Source organism: Terribacillus saccharophilus (assembly GCF_002272075.1).
Classification (GTDB): domain Bacteria; phylum Bacillota; class Bacilli; order Bacillales; family Amphibacillaceae; genus Terribacillus; species Terribacillus saccharophilus_A.
The window spans coordinates 41,764-61,088 of record NZ_NPBJ01000014.1 but is presented as its reverse complement, the minus strand read 5'-3'; the positions used below and the strand labels follow the sequence as shown (position 1 = coordinate 61,088).

The window sequence follows — 19,325 nt, the reverse complement described above, 5'->3', positions numbered from 1 at the left end:
TAAATCTTCTTATGAAGATTTACAATATAGTTCGGTTTTTTATATGGCTAAAATACTTTTGTCCCAGCCTCTTTTACTGTAGATGGTTCCCCTCTATGCGCGTTACAAGTGTATACGAGTTGCAATATGTGCATATAACGCAAGCTTTCTTATCTATTACCTTTAAGAGTTAGGCGATCTTGCATTGTTGTTATCATTTCCTCTCTCACAAAGGTTTCTCTTAAGCTAAGGACCAGCTGATTATCAACGATGGGGCTGCCTAGAATGTCGTTTTCGTAAAGAAGGTTAATGGTTAGTTGTTCTTTGTTGGTTAAAAGGAAAAGGGTATACAACGAATTGTGGCTGTCTTGATCAACAAAACGTTCAATAGCCATTTGGCCTGCCATGCTTCCCCACCATGAATAGAAGGTGTCCAAGCAGTACTCAAAGCTGATTTCATCACAAAAAAGTGATCTGAACCTTTCTTTTTGATGGTCGATAGGCAGAGAAGGATAAGTAGAATCAGCTAAGATTTCGTTCCATAGCTGCTGTAGTAAAGGCCGTAAAATAGATTGCTCTTGTAGATTCCACGGATTTCCTGGTATGTACGGATAGCAGTGCTTTTCTTGTTTAGCATAATTATGTACATACAAGAGAAAATTCAGAGAGTCTGATGCTTCAACAGTCAGTATTCGTTCTGGTTTCATATTAAATCCTCCAATCTAATAGAAAAGCCTGCAGTGGATAACTGCAGGCTTTTCTGTGTTTATTTATTACTTAGCGGCTTTCTTCGCCTGTTTTCTTTCCTTGCGGCGCTGACGCTCTAGCTTATGATGCTCTTGCATGCTGAAGCGTGTTGTTGCTTCGTACACGATTGGTACGATAACAAGCGTTAGCAAGGTAGAACTGATGAGACCGCCTATTACTGTGATGCCAAGTCCTTTCGAGATAAGGACGGAACCGCCGCCTTCGAATCCAAAGGCAAGTGGTGCAAGGGCGCCGATTGTGGCAATGGCTGTCATCAGGATTGGACGTAGACGAGTTACACCGGCTTCTAGAATTGCTTCGCGAGTAGAAATGCCTTCTTTTTCCTTGTGAATGATACGGTCAACTAGAACGATAGCATTCGTTACAACGATACCGATCAGCATGAGCACCCCGATGAGGGAGGAAACGCTGATTGTTTCACCGCCGATGAGCAATCCTACCAACGCACCGATGACTGTGAACGGCAGGGAGAATAGGATGGCAAGTGGTGCCAGTGCTCCGCCGAATGTCAATACTAGTACGAAGTAGACAATCGCGATTGCTGCTAGAATAGCAAGACCAAGCTGGCTGAATGATTCGTTGATCTGTTCAGAAACCCCGCCTTGATCGATGCTTACGCCATCAGGCAAATCAAGATTTTCAATTTCTTCTTGCAAACCGCTAGTAGCTGTTGCAATATCATCGCTTGTAATATCAGCAGATACAGAACCATAAAGCTTTTCATCACGGCGCTGCAATGTATTCGGAGATTGACCGTCTTCAATCTCGGCAATCTCGTTTAATGCTACTTCTGTTCCGAGTGATGTTTGAATTGTAGTGTTTTCAAGATCCTCTTTATCCTCGAAGGATTCGTTAGCTACTTGCACATAAACATCCAATGCATCGCCATCTTCATTCTGTATAGTGGCGATTGACGGCTGGCTGCCGATGTTGGACAGCTGGCCAGTAACTTGAGCTGCTGTCAACCCTAACTGAGCCAGTTCTTCCTGATTAGCTACTATTGTATATTTATCATATTGCTCTGATGCATCAGAATCTACGTTCGTGAAGTTATCATCGTTTTCTATAAGATCCATGACCTGCTGAGAAGCAGTTTGAATATCTTCGACGCTATCACCGTAGATGTAGTACTGCGTCGTATTACTGCTTGTGCCTGTCATGTCGATGGATCCCCACTCGCCCTGGTCTGACAAGGCTTGCAGATCATCAACGACTGCTTCTGTCTCACTTTGGATATCCTCATAATCATCAGCATACTCCATATAGAAGAGGGCTGAATCACCAGTTGAACCGGAGAGTGGATTACCTCCGCTGCTGATTGTGTACTGCAAGGTCTCAACGCCGTTGCGATCAAGCAGCATATCCTCGGCTTCATCAGCAATTTCTTGAATGTCCTCACGTGTTTGGCCTGGTTCAGGTGAATAAGATGCAACTACCATATTCTCACCAGTGCTAGGAATAAAGCTGACACCAATCGAAGGAACTAGGAACAGACTTCCGATTAGTAAAGCAAGCGCAATAACGAAAGTGATGATTTTATGCGACAAGCTCCAATTCAGGACACGTTTGTAGAAATTCGCCAGTTTGCTTGGTTTTTCTTCTTTGTGTACATAACTTTTTGCTTCTTCTTCGCTAGTGCCGCGATCCAATCGTTTGCGGAATAGCGTATGTGCTACCATCGGTACAACGGTAACCGCAACGAGCAAGGATGCTAATAAAGCGAATACGACAGCTAATGCGAATGGCAGGAATAATTCACCGATTTGTCCTTCAACTAATCCAAGAGGAAGGAATACTGCTACGGTTACTACAGTGGAAGATAGAATCGGGACGAACATTTCGCGTGTTGCATCGATAATCAATTCTTTACCGCGCAGTTTCTCATCTGCCAATGACATACGGCGGTAGATATTTTCTACAACAACAATCGAGTCATCAATTACCCGGCCGATTGCAACGGTGATGGCTCCTAATGTCATAATGTTCAAGCTGATATCCATTTCATATAGCAATATCAGACCGATCAAAATCGATAATGGAATCGAAATGATGGAAATGATTGTGGACCGGATATTCCGCAGGAACAAGAGGATGATGACCACAGCGAAAATGGCACCGAACAGTGCTTTGTTTACCATCGTATGGACAGAATCTTCAATTGGTGCACCTTGGTCCATTGTTGAAGTGATAGTCATACCATCGTTATCATCTTCAAACTGCTTGATTTCATCTTTTACTGCATTAACAACTTCTACAGTATTAGCGTTTGGATCCTTCGTAATATCGATCCCGATGGAATCCTCGCCATTTGTACGGGAAATAGATTCTACTTCACCGACAACTTCTACTTCTGCTACATCCTGCAGCTGGACAGTAGGGAGTTCAGTGGGAGCTTGTGCAGCCTGCGCTGCTTGTGCTGCAGCATCCGCCTGGCCGCTTTGACCTGCAGCCGCTCCTTGACCGCCTTGTGCCTGTTGTGCACTTGCACTGCCTGTAACCGGAATTTCCAAGTTACGCAAATCATCAAGTGTAACAATATTGCCGTCTACAGCAACGTTTTTCTCGCTGTTACCGAATTGGTACAGACCAAGCGGGTAAGAATCACTGCTGTTCTGAATGACTTGACCAACAGTATCCTGTGTCAAACCATTCTCAGTTAATGCATCTTCATCATAAGTGATTTGTACTTCCTGCACCTGCTGGCCGGAAATACCGACAGACGAGGCACCTTCAATGCCTTCCAGTGCTGGCTGGAGATCAGATTCGACAGTCTGTGTTAGTTCTTCGATTGTCTGATTGCTATTAGAAGCACTAAGTGTGATGACTGGGAAGGAATTTAAATTGATTTGTGCTGCTGTTGGTTCTTCTGCATCTTCTGGAAGCTGTACATTCTCAAGTGCTTCCTTCACTTCTGTTTCTGCATCATCCAGATTTTTAGAATAGGCGTATTCCAACTGGATAGTAGAAGCATTCTGTAAAGATGTCGAGCTTATATTTTCTACGCCATCCAAGCTTTGTACAGCCTGTTCGATTGGTTCTGTTACGCTTTCCAATACTTCCTCTGGCGGTGCGCCAGGATATGTAGTCGTTACGGTGAGGACTGGTACACTGATATCAGGTAGTGTTTCCAGTTTCATATTTGTTCCAGCATAAATACCTGTCACTACAACCATTATGGTAAGCAACCATACGGCAACCTTATTTTTTAACGAAAAGTTGATAAACTTTCTCACGGTCCAGCTCCTTTAACCTCTATTTGACCGACTGGTCATTATTCCTCTATACTATAGGCAACCACATTGCAATGCAACAATTATATCAAGGATATAAGGAAGTTCAATAGCTTTTACAAGGAATTTATCTAAGGATTCATATATTATTCACAGACTTTTAACACACTTATGACCGACCGGTCAGTCGAAAGGGAAGGCAATATGCAGGAGAAAAAAATCACAATAATTGAACGAGCCACCGAGATTATTGCCAAAAAGGGTTATCATGCAGCTAGTATCCAGGAGATTGCAGAAGCGAGTAAGCTCTCCAAGGGAGCATTTTACCTTTATTTTAAATCTAAGGATGAACTGATGGCGGAAATCCTTCGTTATCATTTTGGTTTGATAACGGAGGAAATCGAAAAAGTTGATCGACAGGATATAAACAGCCGTGAGAAAGCGAAGCTGCGTCTTTCAACCATGATGCGGGAACTTGTTAAACGTGGAAACTTCATCGTTATGCAGCGTCATGATATTGATTCCGATATAGGTAAAGAAATGGAACTGTTCTTTCTGGAGGAAATGGAAAAGGGCAGACGGAAAACGGAGCTTGACTTGCTGGACGTTTATGGCGAGGTAAGCAAGCCTTATTTAAAGGATTTGCGGATCTTGCAGGAAGGGATACTTTTCCAAATCATCGGGGATATGCTTCTTCATGGGCTGATACTCGATTTGGACAAGACTGCTGCTTATATTCTCGAACGGATGGATGATATGGTAGAAGGTCTTTTGAAAAGGAAAGCAGAACCGCTCGTGACAGATGCTACACCAGTCTCAGCTTCCATTTTCGAGAAAGAGATGAAGGAACGGGAAGTGAAACAAGTATTGGAGCGCATGCAGATTGTCATCCTTACGCTTGATGCAGAAATTCAGGAAGTGCAAGAACTGCAAGGTGTAGTCGAACTGATACAGGAAGAGTTACAAAAAAAGGAGCCAAGAAAGCTGCTTATTCAAGGACTGTCAGCCAACTTTAAAGGCATTGAGGAAATGGATGACTTACGCCGGGAATTGGCAAGGCTTCTGGATATAAAAGTACTGTGAGTGAAGGCCGGGTGCAGCATGCATGCCGGCTTTCTTGTACTTAAACAAGTTTCCGTTATGATACGGCAAAAGAATAGCAGGAAATGTAACCGCTTTCACAGTATATTAAGAGTAAGAACTGAAGGGGGTAGAAAAATGAATATTTTACTCGTGTGTGCTGCTGGAATGTCTACTAGTCTGCTTGTCTCAAAAATGCAAAAGGCAGCAGAAGCAGAATCGAAAACCTATCATATCCAAGCTGTATCAGCCGATCAGGCGAAAAAACATATCGAACATGCGGAAGTACTACTGCTTGGACCACAAGTACGCTATATGCTGCCACAGATGAAAAAACTAGGAGAAGAGCGCGGTATTCCCGTTGATGTAATCAATAGTGTCGATTATGGTACTGGGAACGGAAAAAACGTGCTTCATCATGCTGAATCGCTATTTGCGAAGAAGGGGTGAGGTAGATGAGCCGATTCAATGATTTTCTTGAGATGAAGGTGATGCCGGTTGCTGGTAAGGTTGCAGCACAGCGGCATCTGGTAGCACTGCGGGATGGTATCATCCTGACAATGCCATTGATCATTGTCGGATCGCTATTTCTTATTCTCGGTAACTTACCGATACCGGGATACGCTGATTTCATGGCTGGAATTTTTGGAGAGTCATGGAGTACGAAGCTGCAATATCCCGTTAATGTGACGTTTGATGTTATGGCGATCTTTGCCTGTTTCGGTATAGCGTACCGACTGGCGCAGGCTTATGAATCAGACGGTGTGGATCCGCTGTCTTCAGGTGCAATTGCACTATCTGCATTTTTGCTTGCAACGCCTTACAGTCCTTTCCAAGTTGGAGAAGCTACTGCCAATTTCGTGCCGGTTTCTTTGCTTGGAAGCGGCGGCTTGTTCGTCGGAATGTTAGTAGCAATGTTCGCTACCGAAGTGTATCGAATCATTGTTAAAAGGAATATCGTCATTCGCATGCCAGATGGCGTACCGCCGGCTGTAGCACGATCATTCGTTGCACTTATTCCAGGTTTTGCAGTCATCATCCTTGTTTGGCTTATTCGTTTGCTTGTTGAAGCAACTTCGTTTGGTGATATCCATAATTTGATTGCAACTGTTATTGGATCACCGCTTACGCTCGTCGGTTCCTCCTTCATCGGAAGCTTTGTCGCAGAATTGATGATCGTACTGCTATGGGTTTGTGGTCTGCATGGAGCCAATATCGTCGGTGGTATCATGTCTCCGATTTGGCTGAAGGCGACAGCGGAGAATGCAACGGCTTTTGCTGCCGGCACAGATTTGCCGCATATATTTACAGCTCAATTCTTTGAAGTGTTTATTCATGTCGGAGGATCCGGATCGACGATCGGTTTGGTTTTGATCATGATTTGGCGGGCGAAGTTGAAGCAAAATAAACAGCTGGGTAAGCTAGCGACTGGTCCAGCGATCTTCAATATAAACGAACCGATCGTTTTCGGTCTTCCGATTGTACTGAATCCGATTATGATCATACCGTTTATCACTGTTCCGCTCGTGATGGTCATCACCACCTATATTGGGATGAGCACAGGTCTAGTGGCGAAACCAGCCGGGATTGTTGTTCCTTGGACCATGCCCCCGTTCATCTCTGGATATTTGGCAACAGGAGGGAAAATCTCAGGTGCTGTCATTCAGCTGATCAACCTAGCGCTTGCGATGCTTATCTATTATCCATTCTTCCGCGCTCTGGAGAAAAACCAGCTGAAGGAAGAGGAAGCAAGACAGCGTGAAGTGGCAGCATCAGAGGACAGCACAGGTCCGGTCAGCAGGTAAAAGGAGGAACGTAATGAATATAGAAGAGAAAGCATTTCAGTTGATACTATATGGCGGTGATGGCCGCAGCTATGCGATGGAAGCAATGATACTAGCCAGACAGCATGCTTTTGAGGAAGCGAGACAGAAAATTCAGGCTAGCAAAGAAGCGATTAATCAGGCGCATCATGTCCAGACTGAGCTTATCACTGCCGAAGCAGGCGGCGAACAAACGACCTTAACTCTGTTGATGGTGCATGCGCAGGATCACCTGATGAATGCTATGACTGTAAGGGAATTGGCGGAGGAAATCATATATTTGCAGGAGGAGCTGGCCAGACAGGCAGCTGCTAAAGGGTCAGTTTGAAGCTGGGCGGTCATTTGATCGCCTTTTTTGCATAGGCATGGAGGATATGGGGGTGGATCTGTATGCTGCAACCGAGACTATTGGAATTATTGACTTTCTTGTCATCTGAATCGCGCACGCTGACAGCGGATGAGCTGGCAAGGAAACTGGCTGTTTCAGAGCGGACAGTGCGTTCTGATATCAAGCTGCTGCAGCAGGAGTTGCCAGCGGACTACGCAAAAATTGAATCCTTACGAGGAAAAGGCTATCAGCTGATTGTCATTGAGGAAAAACTATTTCAGCAGTACTTGCAGGAAACTATTCGAGTGAAGCAGGAGCGTTTGTATACGCGGGTAGAGACACCTGCAGAAAGAGTGAATCATCTTATGCAGCTGTTACTCTTAGCAGATAGTTTTATCAAGATGGAAGATTTGGCGCAAGCATGTTTCGTCAGTTTTCCGACAGTGCAAAACGATCTCAAGCAAGTGCGATCTTTGTTACAGCAATCAGGACTGGATCTGCAGAAAAAGCCGAAGTATGGCATTCGGATTGCGGGAACAGAGACAGAAAAACGGTATTTCCTGTCTGCATTCTTTTCGAAGCAGGCGGGTTGGCATAAGCCGTACAGCTTACCGGATGCTATCGTCTCTGAGGCGGAAATTCGCTATGTGCATGATATTGTACATAAGTTCGTGACGGAAAACAATTTGATGCTGTCGGATGTAGCTGTGCAGAACTTGGTTACGCATATTGCGATCGCCTGCCGACGTATCAAGGATGAACAATATGTTGAGCTCGCCCCTGATGCCATGCAAGATATTATCCAGCAGCCAGCCTTCCGGGAAGCAGCCCAGCTTACCGCTATGCTTGAAGCGGAGCTTCATCTGTTTTTCCCGCAGGTGGAAGTAGCTTATATGACGATCCATTTGATGGGAACGGATTATGTCTCCAAGAGTAAATTGGATGGTCACATAGGGATGCCGGACTTGGCATCAGCAATTGTAGCGAGGATATATGATAAGACAGGGCTAGATCTCAGGTCGGATCAGGAGCTGCTGCATGGGTTGAGTTTGCATCTCAAGCCAGCTGTGCACCGCCACCTGTATGCTATGAATGTAAGGAATCCTCTGCTGGAGGATATTAAGCGGCATTATCCACTTGCATTTGAAGCAGCCGTCATTGGTGCTTGTGCAGTAGAAAAAGAGATTAGCATTCAGCTGGCAGAGGAGGAAATCGGTTATTTGGCACTGCATATCGGTGCTGCCTTAGAGCGGAGCGGGAAAACGGGACGAAAAATTAGATGTTTGCTAGTCTGTGCATCAGGTGCAGGCAGTGCACAACTGCTGCGCTATAAGCTGCAATCTCTTTTTCCGGACAAGTTGGACATCATCGATACGATTGAATATTATCGCCTGCTGCGCGAAAAAGAATGGGATGCTGACTTGATTATCAGTACGATCCCAATTGAATCGACGGTCACGCCCTTGCCTGTGATACTTGTACCTGTCATCTTGGATAAAGAAGCAATTTCGAAACTAAAAGCTTACCTTCATTTTGGTCCGCAAATCCGCTATATAAAGCCAGCTTATGTATTCCTGCAGCAGGATTTACGGAGTCGGGAAGAAGTTTTGGCTTATTTAACAGAGGTACTGCAATCTGATGGGAAGGTCGGGGAGGATTTTCTTACTGCTGTATATGAGAGAGAGTCTATGGCGCCAACTAGTTTTGGAAATTTTGTAGCTGTGCCGCATCCAATTGAAGCTAGAGTGGAAGAGACTTTGTGGGTTATCTGCACCTTGAAACAGCCGATCGACTGGGCAGGTAAGCAAGTGCGGTTTGTGTGTCTTTTATGTATCGAGAAAGAAAGTGATGAGGATTTCACCGGCATGTATCAGCAGCTTGTCCGCATTATCGAAGAGCCGGAACATGTTCAAAAACTATTAAAGGCCGAGTCATATGAGGACTTCCATAAGGCGCTTGTATCAATATAAAAATAGCTGCCTCAGATGGGCAGCTGTTTTTAGTTCGTGGAAGGCTCGACTTTACCGCTCTGACGGGCAAGCTTCATATTCGCGCGTTTTGCCATTTTATAGGCGTCATAGATATTATAGATCCAGAAAATGAAAAACGTGAACAGACCGACAACAAACCACATCAGGAACAAGTTGATCAGATTGATCAGGACGAAGATTGTCCCTTTCAAATGCTGCTGATTATAAAACTGACCCAAGCCAGCAAATAGAAAGCTCAATAGTGCCGCAACGAGCGGTGTTCTTTTGAAATCCATTTTGTCACCTCATCTTTTAAATACTGTACCAGTTTTCACATTTGTATACAAATACAGTTGGTAAGTCTTTTTTGTTGTATTTTGAAACCCTTTTCATAGAATGGACGTAAGGATATAATTAAGAAAAAAAGCGAGGCGAGTCGAGATGGATGAACAGTTGCAAGTGAAAGAGACAATTCTGCAATTAGAAAGGTCCCTGCTGGAAGATGACACGAGACTATCGACAGACGCTGTCGGCAATTTACTGACAGAAGACTATTTGGAGCATGGATCATCCGGTCAATCATTCAGTAAAGTTGATATTGTCACAAATGGCTTGAATTCAGTCGATTTAGATATCAGAGATTTCGATGTGCGTATTCTATCTGAGGACACAGTTCTTGCTACATTTCGGACTTGTGATACAGCATCGGGAGGAGAACAGCTGCGAAGCTCCATTTGGCGTTATCAGCCAGGCGGCTGGCGGATGTTATTCCATCAAGGAACTCCAGCGGAAATATGAAAAGGGCGGCTGCATGAAGCAGACCGCCTTTTTATTTGGATTATTTTAATTTTCCAGCCCGGATATCATCCGTCAAACCAGGATAAGGTGCTTCTGCCACGATTCGCTCATTATTTACGCCAGCATTATTGATGTATGTGATATCAGCGAATTCCGGCACAACATATTTTGGATATGTTTCGTATTTCTCACGTGATTCATGCATGAGATCGATGTGGTCATTTTGATAGCAGACTGTGATTTCCGGATGTTCATGCACCCATTTTGGGAAGAAGATAATGCCGTGCATTCGTTTATCGTTTGGCATGAAATTCAAGGATACATCTGTTCCGGTAGGCTCTGTCCAAGAAACCTTATATACACCCTCTGTCAATTTGACTAGGTCGACCTTTTGATCTTTGACCCAGCGTCCTCCTACCATTCCGCTGTGGATACGGTAATCGATCGTATCTTCATTTTTGATATACATTTCATATTCCCAGCCGTTTTCATACGTATAAATCATATGACTTCCAATGAATTCTTCCATTTTTAATTTCCTCCTTAATTAACTTGATAGACGTCCAGCAGCACTTGATTCTCCAAGCGTGTTGCTGCACCGATGAAGATCTTATCCATCAGCCAGCGGTATTGCTCACTGCCGGTTTCAAAGGTTGGAACTGTCCGAAAATAAACATGTTCCGCTGGAATGATTTCACCATGGGCTGCACGATTTCGATAAGCAGCTTCTACTTGCCTTATTCCGTTGTTCTCTAAGTAGATGATCTCGCCAGATGATGTTTCAATTACATAACGTGCCGATAGATCTGTACGCCCATCTGGGCGGATGATTTGAGAATCGGCGCCACCTGGCAGGATACGGCCTTCTATTTTTCCTGTGATTGTACCCGTTTCAATCGGGATTAGACGCCGCAAGCCTAAGCCTGTTTGTCCTGCGCTAATCGGTTCTGCCACATCAATTGTAAGAGTGGCGACTTTTTCCAAAGAAGGAGTCATACTGTTCATCTCCCTATTGAGTAAAATATAACATGTAACTATTTACATGTTTAGTTTAACGCTATGGTATACTTGTGTCAAATGAAAAGTGAAGGAGAACGTCAATGCGCGTATTGAAATATGCAATATTAGGACTGCTAGAACAGGAGAAGCAGACAGGCTATGATATTGCGGCTGCGTTCAAGGGGGCGCTCGGTCAATTTTGGAGTGCAAAACATAGTCAAATTTATCCTGAACTGAAAAAACTGGTCGCAGAAGGCTTAATAGAATTTGAAACGGTAATCCAAGGTGAGAAGCTGGAGAAAAAGCTTTATAGTCTGACAGTAGCAGGGGAAGCAGAACTAAAAGAATGGATGCAGCGTTTGGAAGCTGTCGACGTTTCCCATAAAGATGAATTCATGTTGAAGACATTTTTCATTTCCAGTATGGAGAAGGAAGAAGCCAAGGAGTTATTTTCTAATCAGCTAGATAGCCGGAAGCGTAAGTTGGACGAGCTTGGGAGAATATTAACAGAGCTTGAAGCGGAGTTTGGCAGTAACATAGTTTTTTCTTCACCTGAGTTTGGTCATTATTTGGTTCTGACAAGGGCAATCGAAAGGGAAAAAGGGTACATTCAATGGTTGGAGCGAAGTCTGCAATTCATGGAATGAAAAAAATGCAGCATATTTTATGCTGCATTTTTCCATGTAAAGGTGATGGCTGATTGCGGGGGCAGAGTGTACTGCAAATATCGTTTGCTTTCAGAGAGTTGAAATGTTTGGCTACTGTTACCTGTATTGGCTGCAAGCAGAACAACTTCTCCCTTACTTTCATCATAAAAGGCTACTGTAGCTAATTGCGGCAGCTGTGTGCTCGAAATTCGTTTAGCACCCGGCTGGACAAACTTGCTAATATGCCCAAGAACATAATATTCAACGTTTTTCTTGATGCTGCTCGTTTGGCTGTTGATTGTGACGACACCTCGGCAATTCGTACAGCCGCCATTTGTTGGTCCGCCTGTCTCGTCCAATGCCAAGTTCCATAGAAGCACCGTTTTGGCCCAATTCCGGGTTGTACCGATGATCACCTGATCCATCAGCCAGCTTAAGTTGTCTCCGAAATCCTCACTCCATGCTCCGCCGCTGCACTCTGTAAAGTAGATGCCTTTCTTGGGATGAAGCTGCTGTAATTCTGCAGCGTCTTTTGGATTGCCAGCATAGCAATGATAAGCAGTCCCTGCTGTATAATCTGAGGCGCCATTTAATACTGTATCCGCATAGTCTTTACTATTTTCCCAGTTATGGTCATAAGCAAGGATAGATGTTTGCAAACCTGTATCCTGAATTGCCGGGCCCAAAAAGTTCTGGATAAAGTATTGCTGCTCTGCTGCATTCATTGACATACTTGGATAGGCTGCTGTTTCAAACTGCGGTTCGTTTTGCACGGTTAGCAGATCGATAGGCAGTCCTTGTGCCTGGTAAGCTTCCAAATATCGCAGAAAATAATCGGCGTAAATCTCATAGGTGCGCTGATCTGTGTAATTTAGATAGGAGCCATTGTATGTGTGCTCTCCGTATTTCAGCCACGGTGGCGCAGTCCATGGCGTACCCATCAATTGCAGCTCGGGGTTGCTTATCTTTGCTAGTTTCAGCATGTTCATCACGGTTTGATCTGGTGCAGTGGAGAAATGCTGCAGCGGATCTTCGGGCGGACCTTGCTGATCTGCATACGTGTAGGAAGATGGATTTCCTAGATCATCCACACTGTAATCTGAAGCTCCGATTGTGTGGCGAAGATAGGACAATTGAATGCCAGAGTCGGTGAACAGGTCCTGAAATAGCGCGTTACGTTCTTGTTTCGCCAATGTATGCTCGAGCAAATAGGCGCTTGATCCAGTCATTGCCGCGCCGAAGCCTTCCATTTGCTGAAACGTTTTGTGTTTATCGACATAAATGGTGGGGAGATCCTGCTTGTCATCCAGAAATAATTTAGCAGGCTGTTTTTCCAGAAGATGCTGCTCATCTCCGGTCGTCAGCCAGCTGTCTGCTAGGGGAGGAGGTTCTTTAAACCTATCCATTAGCAGGAAAAAGCATAGAATGATTAAAAGAAGGAAAACGAGTCTTTTCATCTTATTTCCTCCTTATAAAAACATCCTGCAGGATATCTGCAGGATGTTTTCTTTTTGTTATGGCAAGGTCACAGTACCTTCTAATCTAATATCCTCAGATGAGCTGCCCACATAGACAGGCACTTCGCCAGAAGGCATGACCCATTCATTTTTCGTTTCATCATAATAAGAGAATGCTTTCGGATCTAGCTTAATCTTAACGGACTTCTGTTTACCAGCTTTCAGCTCGACTTTTTCAAAGCCGGCTAATTGCTTTTTAGGTGTTTCTACATCGTTTGTCGGTAGTTCACCTGCATATACTTGGACGACTTCTGCGCCTTTTGTATCTCCTGTGTTACGAAGGTTAAGTTTTACTTCAATGCTAGTATCATCTTTCTTATGCTTCACTTTTGTATGCAGATTGCGATACTTGAAGTCGGTATAAGAAAGGCCGTATCCGAATGGATAAGCTACTTCCAAGTTTTGTTTGTCATAGCCGCGGTAACCGACGAATACACCTTCTGAGTAGTTGTTTACGCCATTTGTTCCAGGAAATTGATCTTCGCTGTTAGTTGGCGTCTTGTCTTCATCGACAGGGAATGTCACTGGAAGCTTACCAGATGGGTTGACGTCTCCGAAGAGGACATCCGCAATGGCATTTCCTTGCTCTTGACCAGGATACCAAGCTTGAACGATAGCTTTGACATCGTCCTGCCAGTCGCCCATTTCAATTGCGATTCCGCTCTCATTCACGACTATCGTGTTTTTATTCACTTTTGAAACTTCTTCAATCAGCTGCTGCTGGTTGTTCGGCAATTCCATGTCGGAACGATCTGTATAGCCTTCGCTATCATATGTGCGTGTGACGATGACAGCTTTGTCTGCTCTCTTGGCAGCTTTGACAGCTTTTTTGATTTGTTCATCGACCACGCCTTTTGCAGGTTCCCAGCCGAATCTCACTTGACCGCCATAATCACGGCCATCTCCAGTTTCATAATCTGTTTGATATTCGATTTTGATATCATGCTGCTCGCCTTTTTTCAAATCTACTTCAACGGATTTTGTTCCAAGTTCTTTTCCTTCATTCTCGACAATCAGCTTGCCATCCAAATAAAGTTTACTTGTACCGAAGCTAGTAGTGGATAGATTATATGTTCCATTCTCAGGAGCTTCAATTACACCAGTCCAGCGAGCGGACATCATGCCGTTCAAGTCTGTCGGCAGTTTGTCCAGTTTAGGTGACTGAGAGTTAAAGCCTTCATAGTTATAGAATCCAAGGTTCATATTAACTTGTCTGTCTGTACGTTCGTGTGACGGGTTTCCTTCAAAGTTCTTATTCGTCCAGTATTCCGCTTTTAATCCATTCTCAGATGCATCTTTTTCAGTGTGCAGCAGGGAAGAAGGGACAGCGTCAGGTCCAGGCATAACATCACCTGCACTGATTGGATCCGTTCCAGCTGTATAGCTGACTTCGGTATTTTTCCCAGCTTGGTTTTTGATACCTTCTAGCGGACTTACAGTATACGTTGGATTCACGAGCGAGCTTCCGCCGCCGGCTGCTGATGCATTATCTGCATCAGGTCCGATTACAGCAATGGAATCTGTATTGTCCTGGATTGGCAGAACGTCTTTTTTGTTTTTCAGCAATACCATGCTCTCGGCGGCTATTTCACGAGCTGTTTGTCCATGAGCTGCTGTGTCAATCTGCTTATTCTGTGTCGGATGATCAATCAAGCCTTTATCGAACATTTGGTAAAGCAGTCGGTATGTGCTCTGATTGACTGTTTCTTCCTTCACTTGACCATCTTTAACAGCCTGGAGCAGATTATCGCCCCATTTACCAATTGGCTCTCCTGGAGTTTCTAGATCAAGTCCGGAATTGATGGAGTTCACCGTACTGATGTTGGCACCATAGTCACTCATAACAAAGCCTTCGAATTCCAGCTGATCGCGAAGCAGATCAGTTAGTAATGACTTGCTATCACAAGCATATTCCGTATTCACTTTATTAAAGGAGCACATGATACTGCTAAGATCAGCATCTTCGATAGCTGCTTGGAATGGCCGGGCATAAATCTCATGAATAGCACGTTCACTTGCCTGAGAATCATTGGTGAAACGCAATGTTTCCTGATTATTAAGCAGGTAGTGTTTGGCTGTTGTCATAACATGATTGTCTTGTACACCATTTATGTAAGAAGCAGCGATACGGGATTGCAGCACTGGATCTTCCCCTAAAGATTCGAAGTTACGGGAACCGAATGCATTCCGCGCGATATCAAGACCAGGGCCGAGCAATACATTATGTGTCGTATTGAAGGCTTCATTACCGAGAACATCTCCGTATGCAGCTGCTGCACTTGTATCCCATGAAGCTGCAAGGGCAATCGGAGCCGGCATGGCAGTCGACTGTTTGTTCTGTATATCTGGGTTAGCAATTCTGACCCCAGCCGGGCCGTCTGCCATTTTTAATTCAGGAATTCCGTATTTCTCCATTCCTTCATTGTAGTATCCATAATAATTGTTTAAGTTTCCTGTGATGAGACTTACCTTGTCCTCAAGTGACATAGCATCAAGTAACAGGTTTGTCCTCTTTTTAGCGGACAGATCCTCATTCATCCAAGGCTTATCTGCTTCTTCTGCAAAAGCTTGGAATGGAGCTGCGATAAGTCCTACAAGTAATACAGTAATGAATCCGATGATCGGAAAGCGTGAAAGCTTAGCCAATATAATTCCACTCCTCTTTTAAAGCTGTCAGACGTGGCGGCGTCTGTTCCTCGTATAATGCTACGGAATCAGCACAAGGAAGGGAATAGACGAAACTGTTTGTTTCTACCATGGAGATTTTCCCCTCTAATACACTAAGAAAAGGGTATAACTAGGAAAAGTACAGTGCTATACACGCACTTTTGTAATCGCAGCGTAATGGGAATATATTCTTTCGGGTTCATGAGCCTATATTCTGGTTAAATATGGGGATGAATCGCTTGCTGCCTATATGTACCCATTCATATTGTCATGTTTTTTTCTGGTTACATAATATTTTTAGTTGGTAAAAAGTTTGACTGCTTATAGTTTAGGGTATAAACTGAATTGGTATAGGGGGTAAACTAATGTGGATAAATTGAAAGAAGCAATTGATCTCTTCAATGAGGTGTCATTCATGGCAACCGAATTGTTCCATAAGAAAGGGTCAGCGTATGACGTGTTCAAGGAGGTATCACCGCAGCAAGTTGGTTTGATAAAAATCTTGAGCTTGTACGGAGCGTCCTCGCCTGGCCACTTGGCTATCGTGCAGCAAGTACATAAGAGTGCGATTTCCAATCGGCTGAAAAAGCTGCATGAGAAGGGCTGGGTGGAATGGGTCGACTCAGAAGGGGATAAGCGGACGAAGCTTGTACAAATTACAGAAGATGGGGAAGAGATTCTGAAACAAGCCGAGGAAGCTATTTATGATAGATTTTGCGGGCTTTTCGAGCATATTAAGGACGAAGACGTAGAAGCATTCATCCGAATTTTCACAGATGTAAAAGAACAGCTTAAAAAAGGGGAGAGAGAAGATTGAGGACAATCATTCGTTTTAAATGGATTATCGCGATTGCAGTTATCTTGATCGCGGTTGGATTGACGATTTTTTCACCGAATCTGACCCAGCTTGCATCAGATAAGGGGCAGACACAGCTTCCAGAAGATGCGGTTTCCATCCGGGCAAGCGAGATTTTAGAAGATGCCGGGGAGAATAGTAATTCACTTAGTGTTGTTTTCGAGCTCGACGAAGCTTTGAATCAGGACAGTGAAGATATGATTCAGGGTGTCATCGATAAAGTCGAACAAATTGACGGTGTAAGTGAGATAACAACACCGCTGACGGATAATCAAGAAATACAGGATCAAATGATGTCAGAGGATAAAAAGACAGTCATGATGCCGGTTACGGTGGAAGGGTCAGATGAAGAAGCCGAGAGAATCTCTGAGGAGATCTATGATGCTGTACCTGACGATGAAACAGCATATGTGACAGGTGCGTCATTGATTAATCAGGATTTCGCCAATACATCAGAAGATGGATTGAAGAAGACCGAGCTGATTACAGTATTCATTATTGTGGCATTGCTTTTGATTGTTTTCCGTTCCATCGTGACACCGTTCGTTCCTTTGATCACTGTAGGTATTACATACTTGATCAGTCAGGGTATTCTAGCTATTTTAGTAGACACGTTGGACTTTCCGATTTCAACGTTTACCCAGACATTCCTGGTGGCGATTTTATTTGGTATCGGGACCGACTATTGTATTCTGCTGCTTAGCCGTTTCCGAGAGGAACTTGCTAATGGTCATGATAAAGTCGAAGCTACTGTTACGGCTTATCGGACAGCCGGACGTACATTATTCATCAGTGCCATTGCCGTATTCGTAGGATTTGCATCTATCTTCTTCGCGAAGTTTGCTATCTTCCAATCTGCAGTGGGTGTGGCAGTAGGGGTTGCGGTATTGCTGATTGTCCTCGTGACGGTATTACCATTGTTCATGGTAACGCTTGGCGAGAAACTATTTTGGCCATCCAAAAAGGCTGCCTCTCATGGAGATAACAAGCTATGGCATTTCCTTGGGCGACATTCGGTAGCAAGACCGGTGCTGTTCCTGGTAATCACAGCGGTAATTACAGTGCCGTTTGTACTTACGTACGATGAACAAGTTTCCTTTAACTCTACCGAGGAAATCAGCAGTGATTATAATTCAATAAAAGGACTTAACGCTATCGGGGACGCTATCGGAAAAGGGGAAGCGATGCCGATACAGGTTGTCATCAATGACGATGAAAATCTTACCACAGCAAATACTCTGCCGTATCTGGATAATCTGAGTGATGCGATCAGCAAGATTGATGGTGTGGAAAAAGTCCGGACAGCAACACAGCCTACGGGTGAGAAAATTGATGACTTGTATGTAGATTCCCAAACGGCTCAAATCGCGGATGGTATCAATGATGCAGTTGATGGTATCGGCGAGGTGCAGGATGGTCTGACACAAGTACAAGATGGACTGAACCAAATATCTGGTCAGGCTGGCGGGGCTGGTTCATCAAGCGGTGGCGGATTATCTGATGCGACAGAAGGCCTTGGGCAAGTCAATACTGCGCTGCAGCAAGTAACTGGCCAATTGCAGCAAACTGGTAACGTCCAGCAAGCATCTGCTCAGCTGGCAGGAATCAGCGAGCAGCTAGCGCAAATTCAAACAGGTCTGGAACAAGCTGATACGCAATTGCAAGGTCAGCAGGAACAGGTTGGTACATTGACTGAAACATTGCAGCAGTTAGCAGATGGTGTTGGTTCGGCAAACGAAGGACTAACACAAGTATCAGATGGACTGACAACAGCATCTGATACACTGCGTGATATTAGCGACAGTGAGACAGTCCGCGAGACTGGTATGTATATTCCGGAGGATGCTTTGGAGGGTGACTTCCAGGAAAGTATCGATACGTATGCTTTCCGTGATGGAGAAGGTGTAACGCTTGATGTCGTATTGAATGCTGATCCATATTCTGAGGAAGCGATTCAGACATTGCAAACAATTAAGGACCGTATCGATGCAGAAGTGAAGGATACACCTTATGAAAATGCGGAAATCGTCTATGGAGGAGTAACAAGCACTAACGCCGATTTGGAAGATCTATCTACATCAGATCTTTCCCGGACGATGGTCATCATGATGGTCGGTTTATTCATCATCCTGACCTTGTTGTTCCGTTCTATGGTCATTCCGGCTTACATGATCGGATCCTTGCTGCTTACCTACTATACTGCTATCTCCATCACCGAATTGATCTTTGTCAACGGGTTGGACTATGCAGGTGTTAGCTGGGCTGTTCCGTTCTTCAGTTTCGTTATCTTGATATCACTTGGGGTCGATTACTCCATCTTCCTGCTTGATCGATTCACCGAAGAAGCGCGTGGTGATCTGCAGGCAGGCATGATTCACTCTATGAAGAAAATGGGCGGAGTTATCATTACCGCATCCATCATTTTGGCAGGTACATTTGCTGCCATGATGCCATCAGGTGTGTTAACGCTCCTGGAAGTCGCAACAGTAATCATTATTGGTCTATTATTGTATGGACTCGTGATACTACCGCTGCTTATCCCAGCAGTCGCTACGACTCTTGGCGAGCTGAACTGGTGGCCATTCAAACGGAAACAAAGAGAAGAAGATAAATAAGTAAAAGGAGTGCGCCGCGCGAGGCGTGCTCCTTTTTTTATGGACAAG

16 protein-coding genes are annotated in these 19,325 nt (G+C 44.4%); 9 read left to right on the top strand and 7 right to left on the bottom strand.

Features of this window, described 5'->3' with window-relative positions:
- Positions 1-149: 149 nt before the first annotated feature.
- Together CHH48_RS07945 and CHH48_RS07940 are read right to left on the bottom strand one after the other, a co-directional pair.
- Positions 150-686, bottom strand: a complete 537-nt coding sequence (locus tag CHH48_RS07945; protein WP_095218606.1) for a hypothetical protein — start codon at positions 684-686, stop codon at positions 150-152.
- A 66-nt stretch (positions 687-752) separates the two neighbouring features.
- On the bottom strand, positions 753-3,980 hold the full coding sequence (locus CHH48_RS07940; protein ID WP_095218605.1) for an efflux RND transporter permease subunit: 3,228 nt from the start codon (positions 3,978-3,980) through the stop codon (positions 753-755).
- 201 nt (positions 3,981-4,181) lie between these two features.
- Here CHH48_RS07940 and CHH48_RS07935 point away from each other — a divergent pair, with 201 nt between their 5' ends.
- The 5 genes from CHH48_RS07935 to CHH48_RS07915 all read left to right on the top strand — a co-directional run bounded on the left by CHH48_RS07935 (position 4,182) and on the right by CHH48_RS07915 (position 9,178).
- Positions 4,182-5,060, top strand: a complete 879-nt coding sequence (locus CHH48_RS07935) for a TetR/AcrR family transcriptional regulator (RefSeq protein WP_176466375.1) — start codon at positions 4,182-4,184, stop codon at positions 5,058-5,060.
- 135 nt (positions 5,061-5,195) lie between these two features.
- On the top strand, positions 5,196-5,507 hold the full coding sequence (locus tag CHH48_RS07930) for a PTS sugar transporter subunit IIB (protein WP_095218603.1): 312 nt from the start codon (positions 5,196-5,198) through the stop codon (positions 5,505-5,507).
- Between the two features lie 5 nt (positions 5,508-5,512).
- A complete protein-coding gene (gene celB / locus CHH48_RS07925) occupies positions 5,513-6,862 on the top strand; it encodes a PTS cellobiose transporter subunit IIC (protein WP_095218602.1) in 1,350 nt (449 codons plus the stop codon).
- 13 nt (positions 6,863-6,875) lie between these two features.
- Positions 6,876-7,208 carry a PTS lactose/cellobiose transporter subunit IIA gene (locus tag CHH48_RS07920; RefSeq protein WP_095218601.1) on the top strand — a complete coding sequence of 111 codons (333 nt, stop codon included), beginning with the start codon at positions 6,876-6,878 and terminating at the stop codon, positions 7,206-7,208.
- A 62-nt stretch (positions 7,209-7,270) separates the two neighbouring features.
- Positions 7,271-9,178, top strand: coding sequence for a BglG family transcription antiterminator (locus tag CHH48_RS07915; RefSeq protein WP_095218600.1), 1,908 nt, complete (start codon positions 7,271-7,273; stop codon positions 9,176-9,178).
- 29 nt (positions 9,179-9,207) lie between these two features.
- Here CHH48_RS07915 and CHH48_RS07910 read toward each other — a convergent pair whose 3' ends face one another.
- Entirely contained in the window at positions 9,208-9,474 is a 267-nt protein-coding gene (locus tag CHH48_RS07910) for a hypothetical protein (protein ID WP_095218599.1), read from the bottom strand.
- 145 nt (positions 9,475-9,619) lie between these two features.
- On the opposite strand from CHH48_RS07910, the gene CHH48_RS07905 reads away from it, so the two are divergent.
- Positions 9,620-9,976: a nuclear transport factor 2 family protein gene (locus tag CHH48_RS07905; protein WP_095218598.1), complete on the top strand. Its 357-nt coding sequence runs from the start codon at positions 9,620-9,622 to the stop codon at positions 9,974-9,976.
- Positions 9,977-10,016: 40 nt separating this feature from the next.
- On the opposite strand, the gene CHH48_RS07900 is transcribed toward CHH48_RS07905, so the two are convergent.
- Together CHH48_RS07900 and CHH48_RS07895 are read right to left on the bottom strand one after the other, a co-directional pair.
- The gene (locus tag CHH48_RS07900) at positions 10,017-10,505 is read right to left on the bottom strand and encodes a phenolic acid decarboxylase (RefSeq protein ID WP_095218597.1); all 489 of its coding nucleotides are present in this window, start codon (positions 10,503-10,505) and stop codon (positions 10,017-10,019) included.
- 14 nt (positions 10,506-10,519) lie between these two features.
- Positions 10,520-10,972 carry a DUF3237 domain-containing protein gene (locus CHH48_RS07895; protein WP_245840323.1) on the bottom strand — a complete coding sequence of 151 codons (453 nt, stop codon included), beginning with the start codon at positions 10,970-10,972 and terminating at the stop codon, positions 10,520-10,522.
- A gap of 104 nt (positions 10,973-11,076) precedes the next feature.
- On the opposite strand from CHH48_RS07895, the gene CHH48_RS07890 reads away from it, so the two are divergent.
- Entirely contained in the window at positions 11,077-11,622 is a 546-nt protein-coding gene (locus tag CHH48_RS07890) for a PadR family transcriptional regulator (RefSeq protein ID WP_095218595.1), read from the top strand.
- 17 nt (positions 11,623-11,639) lie between these two features.
- Here the strand turns inward: CHH48_RS07890 and CHH48_RS07885 are convergent, their stop codons facing one another.
- Positions 11,640-13,079, bottom strand: a complete 1,440-nt coding sequence (locus tag CHH48_RS07885; RefSeq protein ID WP_095218594.1) for a glycoside hydrolase family 30 protein — start codon at positions 13,077-13,079, stop codon at positions 11,640-11,642.
- Between the two features lie 57 nt (positions 13,080-13,136).
- Positions 13,137-15,785 carry a beta-glucosidase gene (locus CHH48_RS07880; RefSeq protein WP_245840324.1) on the bottom strand — a complete coding sequence of 883 codons (2,649 nt, stop codon included), beginning with the start codon at positions 15,783-15,785 and terminating at the stop codon, positions 13,137-13,139.
- Between the two features lie 388 nt (positions 15,786-16,173).
- Between CHH48_RS07880 and CHH48_RS07875 the strand changes: the two genes are divergently transcribed.
- The gene (locus tag CHH48_RS07875) at positions 16,174-16,623 is read left to right on the top strand and encodes a MarR family winged helix-turn-helix transcriptional regulator (RefSeq protein WP_245840325.1); all 450 of its coding nucleotides are present in this window, start codon (positions 16,174-16,176) and stop codon (positions 16,621-16,623) included.
- Positions 16,620-19,277 (top strand): MMPL family transporter, encoded by a 2,658-nt coding sequence (locus tag CHH48_RS07870; protein WP_095218593.1) that lies wholly within the window; start codon positions 16,620-16,622, stop codon positions 19,275-19,277. Before CHH48_RS07875 ends, CHH48_RS07870 begins: the two co-directional genes overlap by 4 nt.
- Positions 19,278-19,325: the final 48 nt, after the last annotated feature.

Bases quoted from the DNA above. Each gene is read 5' to 3' on its own strand.
- CHH48_RS07945 (WP_095218606.1), bottom strand. From the start codon at position 686: ATGAAACCAGAACGAATACTGACTGTTGAAGCATCAGACTCTCTGAAT.
- CHH48_RS07935 (WP_176466375.1), top strand. From the start codon at position 4,182: ATGCAGGAGAAAAAAATCACAATAATTGAACGAGCCACCGAGATTATT.
- CHH48_RS07930 (WP_095218603.1), top strand. From the start codon at position 5,196: ATGAATATTTTACTCGTGTGTGCTGCTGGAATGTCTACTAGTCTGCTT.
- celB (WP_095218602.1), top strand. From the start codon at position 5,513: ATGAGCCGATTCAATGATTTTCTTGAGATGAAGGTGATGCCGGTTGCT.
- CHH48_RS07920 (WP_095218601.1), top strand. From the start codon at position 6,876: ATGAATATAGAAGAGAAAGCATTTCAGTTGATACTATATGGCGGTGAT.
- CHH48_RS07915 (WP_095218600.1), top strand. From the start codon at position 7,271: ATGCTGCAACCGAGACTATTGGAATTATTGACTTTCTTGTCATCTGAA.
- CHH48_RS07910 (WP_095218599.1), bottom strand. From the start codon at position 9,474: ATGGATTTCAAAAGAACACCGCTCGTTGCGGCACTATTGAGCTTTCTA.
- CHH48_RS07905 (WP_095218598.1), top strand. From the start codon at position 9,620: ATGGATGAACAGTTGCAAGTGAAAGAGACAATTCTGCAATTAGAAAGG.
- CHH48_RS07900 (WP_095218597.1), bottom strand. From the start codon at position 10,505: ATGGAAGAATTCATTGGAAGTCATATGATTTATACGTATGAAAACGGC.
- CHH48_RS07895 (WP_245840323.1), bottom strand. From the start codon at position 10,972: ATGACTCCTTCTTTGGAAAAAGTCGCCACTCTTACAATTGATGTGGCA.
- CHH48_RS07890 (WP_095218595.1), top strand. From the start codon at position 11,077: ATGCGCGTATTGAAATATGCAATATTAGGACTGCTAGAACAGGAGAAG.
- CHH48_RS07885 (WP_095218594.1), bottom strand. From the start codon at position 13,079: ATGAAAAGACTCGTTTTCCTTCTTTTAATCATTCTATGCTTTTTCCTG.